Annotated in this window: 13 protein-coding genes and 1 pseudogene; 6 read left to right on the forward strand and 8 right to left on the reverse strand. The window is 69.4% G+C overall.

What is annotated here, in order from left to right; all coding sequences use genetic code 11:
• Window positions 1-90 precede the first annotated feature (90 nt).
• Window positions 91-999 (forward strand): DUF4429 domain-containing protein, encoded by a 909-nt coding sequence (locus OG568_RS21505; protein ID WP_329532769.1) that lies wholly within the window; start codon window positions 91-93, stop codon window positions 997-999.
• A 29-nt stretch (window positions 1,000-1,028) separates the two neighbouring features.
• Here the strand turns inward: OG568_RS21505 and OG568_RS21510 are convergent, their stop codons facing one another.
• Window positions 1,029-1,823: a class II aldolase/adducin family protein gene (locus OG568_RS21510; protein ID WP_266437009.1), complete on the reverse strand. Its 795-nt coding sequence runs from the start codon at window positions 1,821-1,823 to the stop codon at window positions 1,029-1,031.
• A 200-nt stretch (window positions 1,824-2,023) separates the two neighbouring features.
• Here OG568_RS21510 and OG568_RS21515 point away from each other — a divergent pair, with 200 nt between their 5' ends.
• Window positions 2,024-2,530 carry a pyridoxamine 5'-phosphate oxidase family protein gene (locus OG568_RS21515; protein WP_329532770.1) on the forward strand — a complete coding sequence of 169 codons (507 nt, stop codon included), beginning with the start codon at window positions 2,024-2,026 and terminating at the stop codon, window positions 2,528-2,530.
• 9 nt (window positions 2,531-2,539) lie between these two features.
• On the opposite strand, the gene guaA is transcribed toward OG568_RS21515, so the two are convergent.
• A complete protein-coding gene (gene guaA, locus OG568_RS21520) occupies window positions 2,540-4,120 on the reverse strand; it encodes a glutamine-hydrolyzing GMP synthase (protein ID WP_329532771.1) in 1,581 nt (526 codons plus the stop codon).
• Window positions 4,121-4,555: 435 nt separating this feature from the next.
• Here guaA and OG568_RS21525 point away from each other — a divergent pair.
• Window positions 4,556-4,846 (forward strand): annotated as a pseudogene (locus OG568_RS21525) (chorismate mutase); the annotation flags it as partial.
• A gap of 475 nt (window positions 4,847-5,321) precedes the next feature.
• Here OG568_RS21525 and OG568_RS21530 read toward each other — a convergent pair.
• Window positions 5,322-6,551 (reverse strand): hypothetical protein, encoded by a 1,230-nt coding sequence (locus tag OG568_RS21530; protein WP_329532772.1) that lies wholly within the window; start codon window positions 6,549-6,551, stop codon window positions 5,322-5,324.
• A 215-nt stretch (window positions 6,552-6,766) separates the two neighbouring features.
• Here OG568_RS21530 and OG568_RS21535 point away from each other — a divergent pair, with 215 nt between their 5' ends.
• Window positions 6,767-7,756 (forward strand): LAETG motif-containing sortase-dependent surface protein, encoded by a 990-nt coding sequence (locus OG568_RS21535; RefSeq protein ID WP_329532773.1) that lies wholly within the window; start codon window positions 6,767-6,769, stop codon window positions 7,754-7,756.
• 129 nt (window positions 7,757-7,885) lie between these two features.
• On the opposite strand, the gene OG568_RS21540 is transcribed toward OG568_RS21535, so the two are convergent.
• From OG568_RS21540 to OG568_RS21555, 4 genes are all read right to left on the reverse strand, one after another.
• Window positions 7,886-9,691 (reverse strand): GMC family oxidoreductase, encoded by a 1,806-nt coding sequence (locus tag OG568_RS21540; protein ID WP_329532774.1) that lies wholly within the window; start codon window positions 9,689-9,691, stop codon window positions 7,886-7,888.
• 81 nt (window positions 9,692-9,772) lie between these two features.
• Window positions 9,773-11,410, reverse strand: coding sequence for a succinic semialdehyde dehydrogenase (locus OG568_RS21545; RefSeq protein ID WP_329532775.1), 1,638 nt, complete (start codon window positions 11,408-11,410; stop codon window positions 9,773-9,775).
• A 154-nt stretch (window positions 11,411-11,564) separates the two neighbouring features.
• Window positions 11,565-12,161, reverse strand: coding sequence for a Uma2 family endonuclease (locus OG568_RS21550; protein WP_329532776.1), 597 nt, complete (start codon window positions 12,159-12,161; stop codon window positions 11,565-11,567).
• Window positions 12,162-12,166: 5 nt separating this feature from the next.
• Window positions 12,167-12,601 carry an ATP-binding protein gene (locus OG568_RS21555; protein WP_329532777.1) on the reverse strand — a complete coding sequence of 145 codons (435 nt, stop codon included), beginning with the start codon at window positions 12,599-12,601 and terminating at the stop codon, window positions 12,167-12,169.
• A 28-nt stretch (window positions 12,602-12,629) separates the two neighbouring features.
• Here OG568_RS21555 and OG568_RS21560 point away from each other — a divergent pair, with 28 nt between their 5' ends.
• Complete coding sequence (locus OG568_RS21560) at window positions 12,630-12,824, forward strand: DUF397 domain-containing protein (protein WP_329532778.1); 195 nt, start codon at window positions 12,630-12,632, stop codon at window positions 12,822-12,824.
• A 133-nt stretch (window positions 12,825-12,957) separates the two neighbouring features.
• Here the strand turns inward: OG568_RS21560 and OG568_RS21565 are convergent, their stop codons facing one another.
• Window positions 12,958-13,617: a hypothetical protein gene (locus OG568_RS21565; protein WP_329532779.1), complete on the reverse strand. Its 660-nt coding sequence runs from the start codon at window positions 13,615-13,617 to the stop codon at window positions 12,958-12,960.
• A 600-nt stretch (window positions 13,618-14,217) separates the two neighbouring features.
• On the opposite strand from OG568_RS21565, the gene OG568_RS21570 reads away from it, so the two are divergent.
• Window positions 14,218-16,215: a glycosyltransferase family 2 protein gene (locus tag OG568_RS21570; protein WP_329532780.1), complete on the forward strand. Its 1,998-nt coding sequence runs from the start codon at window positions 14,218-14,220 to the stop codon at window positions 16,213-16,215.
• Window positions 16,216-16,232: the final 17 nt, after the last annotated feature.

Raw genomic sequence — 16,232 nt, forward strand, 5'->3', positions numbered from 1 at the left:
GCCGCACGCAACAGTGCTCGCGTCGGGCAGGTCCGGTCAGCGCGGGTGAAGCACCGGACCCCGTGTTGACCCGGCTGCGAGAATTTCCCCATGGCCGAGATCATCCAGCGCGACGGAACCTGGGCCTTCGACGGCAGCACGGTCAGGATCACGCCGGGACTCCACCGCTCCGTGCCGTTGTTCCGGCAGACGTACGGAGAGATCACGGTTCCCCTGGAGGCGGTTTCAGGCATCGTCTACGAGCCCGAACGCAAACGCGGCAGACTGCGCCTCAGGCTCCGTGAGGGCGCCGACCCGCTGCTCCAGGCGACCGGCGGGCGGCTCCCCGACGCGGCGGACCCGTACCGGCTGACCATCGACATCGACCGTACCGGGGTCGCCGAGTACGTCGCCGAGGAGATCCGGCACGCCCTGCTCCTGGACCAGATCCCCAAGGAGCCGGCGAAGGCCTTCCTCCTCGCGGGGCCGCCCGTGCCCGTGTCCGTCCGGTCCAGCGACGGCACAATCTCCTTCGACGGCGCGCAGGTGCGGATCGACTGGGCGGACACCTCGGACCGGGTCAAACGGGCGACGGGGCCGCGGATCATCGCCGTCGGGGACCTGGTGCAGGTGGAGTGGCTGCCCAACTCCGGGTACGAGGACGGGTTTCTGCGGTTCGTGACGCGCGAGACCGTGTTCTCCAAACTGCCGCCGGAGAAGGATCCGTTCGCCCTCGACCTGTGGGGCAGCGCCCGCCGCGATCTGCTCACCGCGCTCGTCGCCGCCGCGGTGACCGCCCGGCTGCCGCATCCGTCCCTCCGGGCGGGCGAGCACGTCGACCGGCCGCCGCAACTCACCGCCTCCGCGGCGGGACCGGTACCGGCGACCGTACCGCCGCAGGCCGACCACCACGACGTACTGCTGCGCCGGCTGCGGGAGCTGGGCGAGCTCCACCGCGACGGCGTCCTCACGGACGAGGAGTTCGCGGCGACCAAGGCGGCGGTACTGCGGGGTTTCTAGGGCCTGTCCGGGCCGAGGCGCTCCGGGATTCAGCTGAGAAGGTCCGGTTCGCTGCGGCTGATGTCCTGCCACAGCGGCTGGTAGTTGATCCACGCCACCAGGTCGCCGCCGAGCTGCTCCCGGGTCGCGACCGCCTGCTTGTGGTCGATGAGGACGGGGCGGCCCGCGGCCCGTGCGGTCAGCTGGACCTGGCTGGAGCGTTCCATCGACAGGAACCACCAGGCCGCCGCGTCCACCGAGTCACCCACGGTCAGCAGCCCGTGGTTGCGCAGCACCAGTGCCTTGCGGGTGCCGAGCGCGGAGGCGATGCGGCGGCCCTCCTCGGTGTCCACGGCGACACCGGTGTACGAGTCGTACAGCGCGATGTCCTCGTAGAAGGCGCAGCTCTCCTGGCTGATCGGGTCGAGCAGGTCACCGAGGGCGGACAGGGCGCGGCCGTACACGGAGTGGCAGTGCGCGACGGCGACGACGTCGGGGCGGGCGGCGTGGACCTGGGCGTGCACGGTGAACGCCGCCTGGTTCACGTGGTAGCGGCCCTCGATCACCTGCCCGTCCTGGTTGGCCATGACCAGGTCGCTCACGGTGACGTGCTTGAAGGGCATCCCGAAGGGGTTCACCCAGAAGCAGTCGCTGTACTCCGGGTCACGCGCGGTGATGTGCCCGGAGACCCCGTCCTCGAAGCCGAGCCGCCCGAAGATCCGCAGCGCCCCGGCCAGCCGTTCTTTCCGGTGGCGTCGCTCGTCGTCCAACGAGTCGTGCATCGGCGGCATGGCGAACCGCAGCTGGTCGGTGGGCAGGGGCAGGGGCGGAGTGGGCCCTTGCATAGGTCCTCCAGCACTGGCGTGTTCGATACGGAGCGGAAGTTACCTCTGGTAGGCGCAGGAGAACAGAGCCGTTCGGTGAAGAGAGTGCGCAACCGTTACGAGACTGCCGGGGCCACCGTCCGAGGGCGCCCATCGACCGCCCATCGACCGCCCGCCAATACCCGACAGAAGGTGTCGGGTATTGGCGCGACACTCACCGTATGAGCGCTACCAAGAGCCCTGCCGAACACGCGAACCCCGCCCGCTGGGGCACCTTCGCCGCCGCCGAACCCTCACTCGCCCGCTCGGCCGAAGAGCGCTTCGGGGCCTTCACGCACCACGTCCTCGCGACCCTCCGCAAGGACGGTTCGCCCCGGACCACCGGCCTTGAGGTGCGTTTCCTGCGCGGCGAGCTGTGGCTCGGCATGATGCCGGACTCGCTCAAGGCGCTCGACCTGCGCCGCGACCCGCGCTTCGCGCTCCAGGCGAACCCGGGTCCGGGCACGGCGATGGGGGGCGGGGACGTCCGGATCAGCGGACGGGCCGTCGAGGTCGACGACGGGGCGGTCAAGGCCGCGTACGTGAAAGAGGTGGAACCGCCGGAGCCGTTCCACCTCTTCCGCACCGAGCTGACGGAGGTCGCATGGACCTACGTCGAGGACGACACGTATCTCGTCGTCCAGGTCTGGACGCCCGGAGAGCCGGTGCGGACTCTCAGGCGGACCTGAGGGGTGGGACTACTCCCACTCGATCGTGCCCGGGGGCTTGCTCGTGACGTCGAGGACGACTCGGTTGACGTCCGCGACCTCGTTGGTGATGCGGGTCGAGATCTTGGCGAGGACCTCGTACGGGAGGCGCGACCAGTCGGCGGTCATCGCGTCCTCGGAGGAGACGGGGCGCAGCACGATCGGGTGACCGTACGTGCGGCCGTCGCCCTGGACGCCCACGCTGCGGACGTCCGCGAGCAGGACCACCGGGCACTGCCAGATGTCACGGTCCAGGCCGGCCGCCGTGAGCTCCTCGCGGGCGATGGCGTCGGCCTCGCGGAGCAGGTCCAGGCGCTCCTTGGTGACCTCGCCGACGATCCGGATGCCGAGGCCCGGGCCCGGGAAGGGCTGGCGCTGGACGATCTCGTCGGGGAGACCGAGCTCCTGCCCGACCATCCGGACCTCGTCCTTGAACAGCTTGCGCAGCGGCTCGACGAGCTCGAACTCGAGGTCCTCGGGGAGGCCACCCACGTTGTGGTGGGACTTGATGTTGGCCGTGCCGGTGCCGCCACCGGACTCGACCACGTCCGGGTAGAGCGTGCCCTGGACGAGGAACGCGACGTCCTCGCCCTCCGCGGCCTCGGCGATGATCTCCGCCTGGGCCTGCTCGAAGACCCGGATGAACTCCCGGCCGATGATCTTCCGCTTCTCCTCGGGGTCCGAGACACCCTTGAGCGCGGTGAGGAACCGCTCCTGCGCGTCCACGACCTTCAGCTGTACGCCGGTCGCGGCCACGAAGTCCTTCTCGACCTGCTCGGTCTCGCCCTTGCGCATCAGGCCGTGGTCGACGTAGACGCAGGTCAGCTGGGAGCCGATGGCCTTCTGTACGAGAGCGGCGGCGACGGCGGAGTCCACACCGCCGGAGAGGCCGCAGATGGCGCGCTTGTCGCCGACCTGCTCGCGGATGAGGGCGACCTGCTCGTCGATGACGTTGCCGGTCGTCCAGCTCGGCGTGAGGCCCGCGCCGCGGTACAGGAAGTGCTCGAGCACCTGCTGGCCGTGCGTGGAGTGCATGACCTCGGGGTGGTGCTGGACGCCGTACAGCTTCTTCTCGTCGTTCTCGAAGGCCGCGACCGGGACGACGTCAGTGGACGCCGTGACCGTGAAGCCCTCGGGGGCGGCGCTGCACGCGTCGCCGTGCGACATCCACACCGACTGCTCGTCCGGGGTGCCCTCGAAGAGGGTCGATCCGGACTTGGAGACGTGCAGGGGCGTACGGCCGTACTCGCGGGCGCCGGTGTTGTCGACCGTGCCGCCGAGGGTCGTCGCCATCAGCTGGAAGCCGTAGCACATGCCGAAGACGGGGACGCCGGACTCGAAGATCGCTCGGTCGAGGCGGGGGGCGCCCTCGGCGTACACCGACGAGGGGCCTCCGGAGAGGATGATCGCCGCCGGGTTCTTGGCGAGCATCTCCTGGACCGGCATGGTGCTCGGCGCGATCTCGCTGTAGACCCGGGCCTCGCGGACGCGGCGGGCGATGAGCTGGGCGTACTGCGCACCGAAGTCGACGACCAGGACGGTGTCGGGGGCGGCGGGGGACGCTTCTGGCACGGTTTGCCTTCCGGCGGTGAGCAGGGGGTGTGGGGTATCGAGTCTACCGGGGGTCCGTGGGGGCGTGCCTGCGCCGGGTTTCTCCGCCCCCGCACCCCGCCAGGGGCTGCGCCCCCGCATCGCCCGAAGGGCCCGTCCTCAAACGCCGGACGGGCTGAAGGTGCGGGGATGGGCCTGGGGCGCCCCGTCCGAATCCCGGTTCCGCATCTCAGTATCCGAAGCCGCTTGGACTTGGCACGGGCCTGTGGGCATACTGCTTCCATGCTCACGCAGACGACCTTCCTGTTTACCTATGGCAACCGGCCCACCGGCTGCCATGGTCGTGCTGCTTGAGCAACTGACAAGCGACTTCCCAGGCGCCCCGGGCCGACAAGGCCCGGGGCGTCTGTCGTTTCCGGGTCCTGCCGATCCGGGGCACCTCAGCCCAAAGAGGAGCCCACCATGGCCGACGTACTCGACAAGACCGGCGCCCGTACCGACGAGGCCGCAGGCGTGATCACCGGCGCCCGTGAACGCATCGACGCCCTCGACGACCGGATCATCGGTCTCGTCCAGGAACGGATGGCCGTGTCGGCGGTGATCCAGGAGGCCCGGATCGACTCCGGCGGCCGCCGGGTGAACCTCTCCCGCGAGATGGAGATCCTCGCCCACTACAGGGACGCGCTCGGCAAGCCCGGCACCTCGCTCGCCATGACGCTGCTGGAACTGTGCCGCGGCCGCGTCTGAACCCCGTACGCGACGTACGCACGTACGCCTGCCCTCTCACCCGTACGGCGCGTGACCGGGGCGCCGCGGGGTTCGTTGGTCCTGGTGTCCGTGCCAGCCAGGGGCGGGCCCGAAAGAACCACGCGTGGCTCCACTGGGGCGATGAGACGTACGGATCGTGCCGTACGTCGTGGGACCTCGTCCCAGGGGTGTGACCGGACGGCAGGGGACAGCAGCCCGGTCACTCAAGAGAACGGTCGGCTCCGGGGACGCCCGGGGCCGTCCGACGGCGGTCCCAGTCCCGTACCCCCATGTTCGAACCCCGTATCCGTACCCCGTTGTCCGTACCGAGACCCGCGGCGCGCCCCCCGGCGCCGCTCCTCAGGCACCGGCGCTGCCCTGACGTCGGTGCTGGCGAAGAAGGGCCCCGCGGTTTCCGTCCCGCGGGGCCCTTCGCACGCCTGTCAGATCCCGCCTGCCCGCCTGTCAGCTCCCGTCAGGTGCGGGACACCGTGCCGCACGTCTCCGTGCCGGAGTGCTGGAGGTCCCGGCTGCGGTCGTACGGATCGGTCGTGGGCCCCGTGGGAGGCGCGCCGGTGGGGGTCGACGAGTCGAAGTGGGGGTGCAGGAAACCGTCGTAGACATCGCAGGCCGTATTGCCGAAGTCCTGCTCGTACCGGAGGATCGACAGCTTGCCGGGGGTGGCCTGGTACTTCCTCGGGTCGAGGAGTTCGAGGTCGAGGACGCGGCGCACGATGGTGCGGGCCACTTCGGTCGAGCCCCCGCCGGAACCCTCGTTCGACGCCCCCGGCGTCTCCGTGGCTCCCGACGCCCCCGACGCCTGGTCGGCCTGGATCAGGGGGTAGACGAACGTGTAGTCCATGTGGATGGCGACGGACGCGTGTGCGCCCGCCTTGAACGTCATCCGGCCACGGACCTTGACCACATCCCCGGCCGGCCGCACCTCGCCCGGGTCGAACCGGCTGAAGAGCGTCAGCGGATCGTGCTTCTTCCCCGGCGCGCGCAGCCAGCTGTTCGCGTCGTCCAGCATGCGGGGCTGCTTCGGGTCGAGGAGCGCGAGCACGCTCTCGGGGCGCTCGCCACGCAGGGTCCCCGGGTTCAGGTTCGCACCGACGAGCAGGGCCTTCGCCTGCTTCAGGGCCGTGGCCACCTGCGCGCGGGTGAACGTACCGATCGACGTGGCCTTCGGTACGTCGATGGCGGCGGCACCGTCGGCCCAGCGCTCGGCGGGCGATCCGGCGAACGGCCTGTCGAGGGTCGGGGTGTCGGGCGGGGCGCTGGAGGGAGCGGCGGTCGGGGCCGCGGTTTCGGCGGGCAGCGTGGCGGCGGCCGCGCCGCCGGACGACGTACCGGACGACGTGCCGAACGGGTCGCCGGGCAGCAGCGACGGCTTGACCGCCACCAGCGCCACGGCGATCGCGACGGGCACGCCGAGGATCGCCCACAGCCGGCGCCGACGGGTCGCGCGCCCGTTCATCTCCCGCCAGGCCGGACCCGTCCGCCACCCCTCCGGCTGAGCGCCCTGGGCGTCCTTCTGCCGGAGCCGCTCGGTCACCATGCGCGCCCGGGCGGACGGCTCCTTCGGCGCCGAACCGCGGATGTCACGTTCGGTGTCGCGGGCGAACCGCTCCCACACCTCGTCGGGGATGGAGGGTTGCTCGAACTCCCCGGACTCTCCCGCCCCTTCGGGCTGCTTATCAGACACGAGGATCAGTTGTAAGTGGATCGAAAGGCCGCACACAAGGCGCACCCGTGTGTGACACAGCCCACATAAGAATTCTGTGAACGGAGACACAACCGTTTACAGGTTTCGCGGGTCACACCTGCTGAACCAACGGCCACACCCGCGCCCCACACGCGGAGGCCTCATCCCATACGAGTACCGCGACAACGTGGTACACCGGACTTTCCGAGGTCTTCATGAAGCTTCGCCGTGCCATGGCCGTTGCGGCCGCGACGGCAGCAATAGCCCCACTGGCGCTGCTTTCGGCGCCGGCCGCGTTCGCGACGGACGGGAGCCCCACCCCCAGCGCGACGGTGTCCGAGACCGCGAGCGAGACCGCGTCGGCGACCCCGACCGAGACCACTCCCGCGCCCTCCGAGACCCCGTCCGCGTCGGCGACCGAGACCACTCCGGCTCCGAGCGCCTCCGCCACGGCCACCGCCACCACCTCGACCTCCGCGACCCCCGCGCCGAGCACCACGTCGCCGGAGCCGTCCGACACGCCGGAGCCCGAGCCGTCCGAGTGCCAGGACTCCAAGGTCGACGTCTCCATCTCCGGCCTGCCCGGCAAGATCGCGGCGGGCAGCGGTTGGCACAAGTTCTCCCTGAACGTGCTCAACAACTCCAAGTCCACGCTCAACGAGCTCGGCTTCTTCGCCGGCGCGTCCTCCGACAAGGCGGGCGACAACCTCTTCCAGAGCAAGAAGGTCCAGCTCCAGGCGTACAACGAGGACACCAAGGCGTGGGAGGACGTCGACTCCGAGGGCTACGCGGTCGGTTACGTCGGTTACACCGACGAGCTCAAGCCCGACTACGAGGTCGACATCCCGCTCCGTATCAACGTGAAGTCCAGCGCCCCGGTCGGCGCCGGCTTCTCGCTCGGCGCCAGCATCTACGGCGACACGGACGGCGAGTGCACGGGCTTCGGCGAGGTCGCGTACAAGTTCCAGATCGTCTCCTCGGGTACCGACACCGACGGCACCAAGCCGCAGGAAGGCGGCAAGGTTCCGGTCTCGGACAAGCCGGCCGACAAGGGCAACACCCCTGAGGTCAACGGCAGCCTCGCCGAGACCGGCTCCAGCTCCGCCCTGCCGATGATCGCGCTCTCCGGTGGCATCGCCGTCGTCGCCGGTGCGGGTGCGGTGTTCGTGGTGCGGCGTCGCAAGTCGGGTGCCGCGACCGCGTAAGCACGCTTCACAAAAGAAGCGTAAGCACGCTTCACAAAAGAAGAAGGACCTGGGCTCGGAGGGGGGCACAGGTCCTTCTTCGCGTTTCCTTCTTCGCGTTCACATGAGCCGTCCGCCCCCACGTGCCGCCTACGGCTTCGGGGGCACCGTCGGCATCCCCAGGAACGGCAGCCGCAGCGCGCCGAAGGCGTCCGCGGGCACCGCCGGGTCGCGGGGCTCCACCGGCTTCAGACGTTCGTACGCCGCTCCCGACGCCGGACGCGGGTCCGCCTCGCCCTTGTTGGGCCAGTACGACATCGCTCGCTCGGCCTGGGCGGTGATGGTGAGCGACGGGTTCACCCCGAGGTTCGCGGAGACCGCGGCGCCGTCGACGACAGAGATGCCCGGGTGGCCGTAGAGCCGGTGGTACGGGTCGATCACGCCGGTCTCGCGGGAGTCGCCGATCGGGCAGCCGCCCAGGAAGTGCGCGGTGAGCGGGGTTCCCATCAGCTCGCCCACGTTGCTGCCCGCGAAGCCGTTGATCTCCGCGGCGACGGCCGACGCGGCCTCGGACGCGGCCCTGATCTGCTTGGGGTTGGGCGCGCCGTGCCCCTGCCGGGCCGTCAGCAGCCCCTTCCCCGCGCCCTTCGGCTTCAGATACGTCGTCAAGGAGTTGTCCAGCGACTGCATCACCAACCCGATGATGGTCCGCTCGGACCAGCGTCGGTTGGAGAGCGAGCGGAGCACGAGGAGGGGGTGCTTCGCGGCGTTCGCCAGCCATCCCGCCACCCGCGACGAGCCCTCCGCGTACGGGACCTGGAGGATGGACAGGCCGCCCATGGCGTTCGAGCCCTTGCCGTAGCGGACGGGCTCGATGTGGGTGTTCTCGTCCGGGTGGATCGACGACGTGATGGCGACACCCCGGGTGAAGTCGGCCTTGGGCGTGCCGTGCGCCTTGCGGTAGCGGCGGTTGTCGGTCTGGGCGCCCACCAGCGCCTCCGAGTTGGTGCGGGTCAGCTCGCCCAGCCTCGGGGAGAGGTAGGGCAGCTGGCCGCCCGCCTTCATCCGGTGCAGCAGTGTCTGCGTGCCGTAGGTACCCGCGGCGATGACGACCCTGCGCGCCTTGAACGTCCGCCCTTCGCCCTTGCGCCTCTCGACCGTGGGCAGGGTGGCGACGGCGTACCCGCCCTGCGAATCGTCGGTGACGGACACGACGGTCGTCATCGGGTGCACGACCGCGCCCGCCTTCTCCGCCAGGTACAGGTAGTTCTCGTTGAGGGTGTTCTTCGCCCCGTGCCGGCAGCCGGTCATGCACTCGCCGCACTCGGTGCACGCCTTGCGGGCGGGTCCGGCGCCCCCGAAGTAGGGGTCCTCCACCTCACCGCCGGGCCCGGCCTTCGCCGTACCGTCCGCGTCCTGCCCGTCGCCGAAGAAGACGCCGACCGGCGCCATGTGGAAGGTGTCGCCGACGCCCATCCGCTGCGCGGCCGCCTTGAGATGGACGTCGGACGGGGTCATCGTCGGGTTGAGCCGTACGCCGAGCATGCGGCGCGCCTGGTCGTAGTACGGCTTCAGCTCCTCCCGCCAGTCGGTGATGTCCTTCCACTGCGGGTCGTCGAAGAACGCCTTCGGCGGTACGTAGAGGGTGTTGGCGTAGTTCAGGGAGCCGCCGCCGACTCCGGCGCCCGCCAGCACCATGACGTTGCCCAGCAGATGGATGCGCTGGATGCCGTACATGCCGAGGGCCGGCGCCCACAGATAGTTCTTGATGTCCCAGGAGTTCTTGGGCAGCGCGTCGCGGGTGAAGCGACGGCCGGCTTCCAGCACGCCTACGCGGTAGCCCTTTTCGGTGAGCCTGAGGGCCGTGACCGAGCCACCGAAGCCGGAGCCGACGACGAGGACGTCGTAGTCGTAAGCGGTGTCGTCCGGGGTGTGGACGGAGTTCTCCTGTGACACGTGCTGCTCTCCTCATCGAGAACGTGGTGCGGCCTGACGGAGCCCTTGCCGGAGCCCTCTGCGGGGCCCTCGGCGGAGCCCTTATCGCAGCCGGAGCGCCTTCATCACCCTCAGGCTGCGGCTCATGAACTCCGCGTACTTCTCGTCGTCCATGCCGAGCGAGGGCGCCATCGGCAGCAGCCGCTGCTGGGCGACGGTCTGCGCCTCGGTGTACTTGAGGATGCCCTCGGAGCCGTGCCGGCGGCCGAGGCCGGAGTCCTTCATGCCGCCCATCGGCGACTGGACACTGCCGTACGCGGGCGCGTACCCCTCGTTGACGTTCACCGTGCCGGTGCGCAGCCGCGCCGCGACCGCGCGTCCGCGCCGCCCGTCCTTCGTCCAGACGGACGAGTTGAGGCCGTACGGCGTGGAGTTGGCGAGTTCGACGACCTCGTCGTCCGTCTTGAAGCGGTAGAGGGAGACGACGGGCCCGAAGGTCTCCTCGTTGCAGACGGCCATGGGGGCCTCCACGCCGTCGAGGATGGTGGGCTCGTAGAAGTAGGGGCCGATGTCGGGACGGGCCACGCCACCGGCGACGACCTTGGCGCCCTTCGCGACCGCCTCCTCGACATGCCGGGTCACGGTCTCCAGCTGCCGCTCCCCCACCAGCGAGCCCATGTCGGCGCCGTAGGCGAGGGAGGTGCCGAGCCGCATGGCCTTGGTCCGGGCGGCGAAGCGCTCCGCGAACGCGTCGGCGACGGACTCGTGGACGTACAACCGCTCGATGGAGATGCAGAGCTGACCGGCGGAGGAGAAGCAGGCGCGGACGGCGCCCGCGGCGGCCTTGTCGATGTCGGCGTCCTCGAGAACCACCATGGCGTTCTTGCCGCCGAGCTCGAGGGAGACGCCGACGAGCCGGGCGGCGGCGCCCTGGGCGACCTCGCGGCCGGTCCTGGTGGACCCGGTGAAGGAGACGTAGTCGGCGTGCTTGACGACCTCCGGCCCGACGACCGGCCCGTCCCCGATGACGACCTGGAACACCTCGGCGGGCAGCCCGGCCTCGACGAGCAGGTCACGCGCCCACAGGGCGGTGAGGCAGGTCTCGGTGTCCGGCTTCATGACGACCGCGTTGCCCGCGACGAAGGCCGGGAGCGCGTCGCCGACGGAGAGTTCGAGGGGGTAGTTCCAGGGCGCGATCTGGCCCACGACTCCGCGCGGGTGGCGCAGTTCGGTGACCTTGGTGAGGGTGGGCATGGCCCCGGCGTGCCGCTTGGGGCGGAGGTAGGCGGGAGCCTTCCTGCCGTAGTGGCGGGCGGCCACGACGACGGCCTGCACCTCCTCGTGCGCGTGCAGCCGGGCCTTGCCTGTCTCCAGCTGGATGAGGTCGAGCACCTCCGCCTGCCGGGCGAGCACCAGGTCGTGGAAGCGGAGGAGGACCGCGGCGCGCTGCCGTACGGGCGTGGCGCCCCAGGCGACCTGCGCCCTACGGGCCCGCTCGAAGGCCTCCTGTACGTCCTCGGGGGTGGACTCGGGCAGGTCGGCCAGCTTCTCGCCGGTGAACGGGGTGTGGTTGGCGGTCCGTCCCGAGCCGACGACACCCTTGGTGAGCTGCGCGACCAGCTCGGGCGTGACCACGTCGGCGGCGGTGCGGGCGCCCACGGGGGCGGGGGCGAGGGGGTTGGTGCCGGTCGTTTCCGACTTGACCGTGCCGGTGATTTCCGAGGCCTGCGAGTCCGTCATGAGCCGCAGCGTATGACGGAGCGGGGGCTTTGGGTACCCGTTGGTAACCCGCTTTCACCGACTGCACACACCGCGCCAGTGGGCACTGGCAGTAAACGCCCTGATCAGGGCGTTGTTCAAGCGGTCGGTGTCGATTCGGGGCCGACCGGGTCGGTCAGCTCTCCACGTCCGCTCCGGCCGCGAACTCCGAGGTGTCGAGGCCGAAGTCGAAGGGCGGGGGAACGTGCAGGGACGTACCGAAGGTGACCGTGGTCCGCGACCGATAGCCCTTCGGGGAAGGATCCCAGAACGCGGTGATCTCCCCCACCTGCATGTCCAGCACCAGATACACGGGGACGACACGCCCGTACGTGTCCAGCTTGTCGAGCCAGTCGGCGTCCTTGGTGGATGCGGAGGTCAACTCCGCGACGAGGGAGAGCGCGGCACCGTCGGCGTGGCGGCCTTCGGCTTCGAAGGCGGATTCGTCGGCCACGTGGAGGTCGGGGCCGAATCCGCGCTCGGAGTGGGGGAACGTGAAGAGAAACGGCGCCACATCCACGTCGTACCCCTCCGGCGCATGCGGCTCGAGCTGGAGCCGCAACGACTTCATCACCTTCTTGTAGCGCAACTTCGACCACGGCGACACGACGATCTTCCCCCGGATGAGTTCAGCCTTGTAGCCCTCAGGCGTGTCCAGCTCCTCGACGGTCCGGAGCATGTCCTCGAAGGCTCCGGCCGAAGGAGCGTCTATGGCCGCCGGACGCTCGCTCATGATGGTCACCGCGGTCCTCCACCGATTACAGGGCGTGTCGCTGCCTCCACGGTAGCGCCGCGCGGACTACGCCGCTCGCAACCGTGGGCCCTCACGCCGCGGCCACCCGGCTCGGATCGCAGCCCCAGTTCGCACCACAGCACCTTTCCGCTTCGCCCGAAGAGGTCGTCGCCGAGCGGGCAGCCGCCCCATGCGTCCGCGTAGTGACATACGAGGAACAACCCGCGTCCGCCGTCCGCCTCGGCGGGGACGGGGTGGAACGGACCGGAACCCTTGTCGAAGGGGGGCGGGATGTGGGGGTCGGCGTCCCAGACACTGACCCGGAGGCGGGTATCGCCGAGGGCACGGAGGCGGAGGGTCGCGGGGCCGGTGGAGTGGCGGTAGGAGTTCGTGACGAGTTCCGAGGTCAGGAGTTCTGCGGCGTCGGTGAACTCGGGCATGCCAAGGAAACCTGAGGAGAGGCACCCCATGACCGAACTCAATTGGCAGAAGTCCACCTACAGCGAGGCGGCCTCCTCCTGCGTCTACCTCGCCGCCACCCCCGCCGGAACGATCCTCCTCCGCGAAAGCGACGAACCGGAGGTCGTCCTCACCACCGGTCCGGGCCAACTCTGCGCCCTGATAGCCATCCTGCGGTCCCGGAACCACGCTCGACCCGCCTGAACGCGAAGTGGCCCCACCAGCACTCCTACTGGTCGGGCCACTCCCGTCCGGTGGACGCCCTGGACCGATGGACCGTCAGAAAGGCGTCATCGACCCGCTTTGAACCTCTACTCGCCGAGCCGTCCGGCCGAGTTCAGCTTCGTCGATAGGGTTCCTCAGAGGACTTCGGAAATGAATCCAGCCTCTCGATCATGCCGGAAATTCCGCTCCGCCCCGCAGGAGGGACTGGCACATATTTCACGAAACCCTCCATCTCTTCCGGCGTCGACGTCTTGGTGCCGTTGAGCGTGACCGACGTCGGGCGGTCCATCTCGTCGTAGGTGAGCGTTGAGGTACCGGTGTCGGGGTCGACGGCCGTCTTCTGCCGCCCCAGCTGGTCGTACTCGTACGACCAGACGTTCCCCGCGTCGTCCGTCACTTTCGACAGCTGGCCCGAGGGCGTGTAGCCGCCGTAGGACTTGGTGACCGCGTCACCCCCTGTCGGGTACTCGATCCGCGTCGTCGCCTGTCCCCGCGCGTCGGAAACGACCGTGGTGGCCGGCTGCCCGGCCGGCGGGTTCGCCGTGACCCGATCACCACCGTACGCGTACGTGGTCCGGCACTTCTCCGTGCCCGCGACCTTGAAGATCGATGCCGTGGCGCGGCTCGCGCCGTCGCACTCCGCGACCGTCTGCGCATCCACGTCCGAGTTGACCGGCAGGAAGAGAGTGGAGGACGGGGCACCAGAGGCGTAATAGGTGTCGTTGACCTTGGCGACGCGGTTGGAGCCGTCGTAGATGATGTCGGCGACCATGCGGCCGCCGCCGTCACCCTCGGTCTGTTGCTGGCGCGGGTGGAGCAGACCGTCGTACAGCGTCCGCTCGCTGCCATACGAGGTGCCGTCGTTCTCGATCTTCTGGGTGTGGACGGCGGTTGGGCCGGAGTCGCCGCGGATCAGGTAGTCGTACTTGATCGGCAGGGTCAGGGATTGGTCCCGATCACGTTCGTCGGGGCCCCGTCTCGACCTCGCCGCTCAGCCCCGCCACAACCCTGCCTCTCGAGTGCGCCCCGGGCGGAACCCGCTCTACCCGCCCCGCGAAAGTCACAGAACCGACTGGATTTCTGGGCTAAACACAGCAGAAACCCCTGCTTTACCTGCACTTTGTTGCCGCGAGTAGCGAAACCGGAGGGGCGCATTCTTGAACGAGAGCGGGCAAATCGACTGACGCGGGGGTGATCCGAACCACGGGCCGAGCTGGCACTTCATCAATCATTCATGTTGAACGCACTGGCAACTCACGGTATATTCACAACTCTGTCGGCACCTTCTCCTCTGCCAATGAACCTCGCTCACATGGTTTCTAAAGCGGCCGAAGAACGAGGCGTGCCCCTTTCTGTCCAGGAGAATGTGACGATGGCTGTGCCCACAGTGTCGGTGATCATCGCTGCCTACAACGCGATGCCCTACGTGACGCGCAGCGTTTCCTCTCTCGCCGAGCAAAGCATCGGCCAAGAGCAGATGGAAGTCATCATCGTCGACGACGGTTCGACCGATGGCACCTCGGCCGAGCTGGAGCGTCTGACCAGCGTGTACCCGGGGCTGTTGCAGGTCATCCGACAGGAGAACTCCGGGGGTCCCGGCGCCCCGCGAAATCGTGGACTCGAGCTCGCGCGCGGGCGGTACGTATTCTTTCTCGACGCCGACGACTACGTGGGGCCGGAGACCCTGGACCGCATGGTCGCCATGGCGGAGAAGAACAACACGGACATCGTCCTCGGCAAAATGGTGGGCGTGGGCGGACGCGGAATGCCCGCTTCCATGTTCAAGCGCAATCAGCCGAAGACCGATGTCTTCAACTCCCGCATCTACTGGACCCTCAGCCCGTTGAAGCTGTTCCGGCGCGAGCTGCTGGAGAAGCACAAGCTGCGTTTCACATCCGGCCTGCCCGTCGGAGAGGACCAGCCGTTCACGGCCCTGGCGTACCTGAACGCGTCGGGCGTCTCCGTCATCGCCGACTACGACTGCCTGTTCTGCACACTGCGGGACGACGGGGGCAACGTCACCACACGCACCGTGGGCGCCGAGCCCCGACTGCAGTTCCTCTCCGCCATGATCGACCTGCTGCTGGAGAACGTGCCGTCCGGCCCCGGCCGCGACCACCTGGCACACCGTCACCTGACCATCGAGGTGCAGGTGCTCCTCAAGGGCCACCTGGTGCACGAGGCCCGCGGCGAGCAAGAGAAGACCCTCGCCCGGATGGCCGAGATCATCGACCGGGTGTGGCACGACGGGATCAACGACCAGCTCTCGGCCATGGCCCGGCTGCGGGTGTACCTCATCCGCCATCGGATGCTCGACGAGATCCTCGAACTGATCGAGTTCGAGAAGAGTCTGGGCAAGAGCGGCATCTCCACCCCCCTCCTCCTCGAGGACGGCCGGGCCTACGCCCGCTACCCCTTCCTCCGCGACCCCGCCCGCGCCGTCCCCGACATCTGCTACGACGTCACCGACAAGGTCGGCGTCCGGCACCACGTCTCCCGGGCCGAGCTGCGCGGCACCACACTCCACCTCGCCGGGCACGCGTACCTCCACCGTGTGGCGACCGAGAACGTGACCACCGAACTCGTACTGCGCGAGCGCGACAACGGGACCGAGTACCGCCTCCCGGTCCTGCACACCCCCACCCCCGGCCTCGGCGCGGACGAGGACGAGGGCCACTACGCCTATGAGAAGGCCGGGTTCGCGGCCGCCATCGACATCGACACCGCCGCCGCCGGCGCGCCGCTCGGCGACGGGCTGTGGGACATCTCCCTGGCGGTCGGCGCTCAAGGGCTGTCGCGCGAGGTGCGGATCGGCGGCAAGCGGGCCGAGGACGTGTCCGGCAAGGCCGACACCCGTGTCATCGCCACCACACAGGGCGTCCGCCCCGTCACCGTGTACACCACCAACCCGCACGGCAACTTCACGATCGACCTCGGCGAGCAAAAGCACCGGGTGCTGTCCCACCTGAAGATCGGCGCCGTGCGCTGGAACGCCAGCACCCCCACCGAACTGCAGATCACCGGACGGTGGACGCTTGGCGCGTACCCCGACGGACCGATGACCCTGGCGCTCAGCAGCGACAGCGGCAAGACGGCCGCCTTCCCGGTTACCGGGACCGCGCACAGCGACACCTTCACCGCCCGGGTGCCCGTGTCCGACCTCCCCGAGGGCACCTGGAGCGGCGAACTGCGGCTCTCCGGCTGGTCTACTCGCCTTCCCCGGCTCCCGAAGGATCTGGCACCGGCCAAGTGGCGCCGCCGGGGCCTGCCCTGGTACGCGAAGCCGGCGTCCGTCACCGGAAGCAGCTTCGCACTGCGCGTGGCGAAGGCGGACCTGCTCAAAGCTGTCGCGGGCAAGCTGAAGCCGTGACCGACGGGGCGTTGGCG

The sequence above is a fragment of the Streptomyces sp. NBC_01450 genome, from assembly GCF_036227505.1.
GTDB lineage: Bacteria > Actinomycetota > Actinomycetes > Streptomycetales > Streptomycetaceae > Streptomyces.

Bases quoted from the DNA above. Each gene is read 5' to 3' on its own strand.
- OG568_RS21570 (WP_329532780.1), top strand. From the start codon at position 14,218: ATGGCTGTGCCCACAGTGTCGGTGATCATCGCTGCCTACAACGCGATG.
- OG568_RS21565 (WP_329532779.1), bottom strand. From the start codon at position 13,617: ATGGTCGCCGACATCATCTACGACGGCTCCAACCGCGTCGCCAAGGTC.
- OG568_RS21510 (WP_266437009.1), bottom strand. From the start codon at position 1,823: ATGCAAGGGCCCACTCCGCCCCTGCCCCTGCCCACCGACCAGCTGCGG.
- OG568_RS21505 (WP_329532769.1), top strand. From the start codon at position 91: ATGGCCGAGATCATCCAGCGCGACGGAACCTGGGCCTTCGACGGCAGC.
- OG568_RS21515 (WP_329532770.1), top strand. From the start codon at position 2,024: ATGAGCGCTACCAAGAGCCCTGCCGAACACGCGAACCCCGCCCGCTGG.
- OG568_RS21550 (WP_329532776.1), bottom strand. From the start codon at position 12,161: ATGAGCGAGCGTCCGGCGGCCATAGACGCTCCTTCGGCCGGAGCCTTC.
- OG568_RS21555 (WP_329532777.1), bottom strand. From the start codon at position 12,601: ATGCCCGAGTTCACCGACGCCGCAGAACTCCTGACCTCGGAACTCGTC.
- OG568_RS21545 (WP_329532775.1), bottom strand. From the start codon at position 11,410: ATGACGGACTCGCAGGCCTCGGAAATCACCGGCACGGTCAAGTCGGAA.
- OG568_RS21560 (WP_329532778.1), top strand. From the start codon at position 12,630: ATGACCGAACTCAATTGGCAGAAGTCCACCTACAGCGAGGCGGCCTCC.
- OG568_RS21535 (WP_329532773.1), top strand. From the start codon at position 6,767: ATGAAGCTTCGCCGTGCCATGGCCGTTGCGGCCGCGACGGCAGCAATA.